The sequence below is a fragment of the Pseudomonas sp. QLc11A genome (assembly GCF_052112305.1).
Taxonomy (GTDB): domain Bacteria; phylum Pseudomonadota; class Gammaproteobacteria; order Pseudomonadales; family Pseudomonadaceae; genus Aquipseudomonas; species Aquipseudomonas laurylsulfatiphila.
Window position 1 is genome coordinate 1 of the sequence record NZ_JAVAJJ010000066.1, and the last position, 327, is coordinate 327.

At 60.9% G+C, this 327-nt stretch carries 1 protein-coding gene; it reads left to right on the top strand.

All coding sequences use genetic code 11. From position 1 onward, the window contains the following. Positions 1–327, top strand: a 327-nt coding sequence (locus Q8X48_RS29910; protein ID WP_166620336.1) for an aldehyde dehydrogenase family protein, incomplete at its 5' end; no start/stop codon positions are given.

Here is a 327-nt window from a genome sequence, read left to right on the forward strand (position 1 = left end):
TTCCAGGAAGAAATCTTCGGCCCGGTGGTGAGCATCACCACCTTCAAGGACGAAGCCGAAGCCCTGGCCATCGCCAACGATACCGAGTTCGGCCTCGGCGCCGGCCTCTGGACCCGCGACATCAACCGCGCCTACCGCATGGGCCGCGCCATCAAGGCCGGTCGTGTGTGGACCAACTGCTACCACCTGTACCCGGCGCACGCCGCGTTCGGCGGGTACAAGAAGTCCGGCGTCGGCCGTGAAACCCACAAGATGATGCTTGATCACTATCAGCAGACCAAAAACCTGCTGGTGAGCTACGACATCAATCCGTTGGGCTTCTTCTAA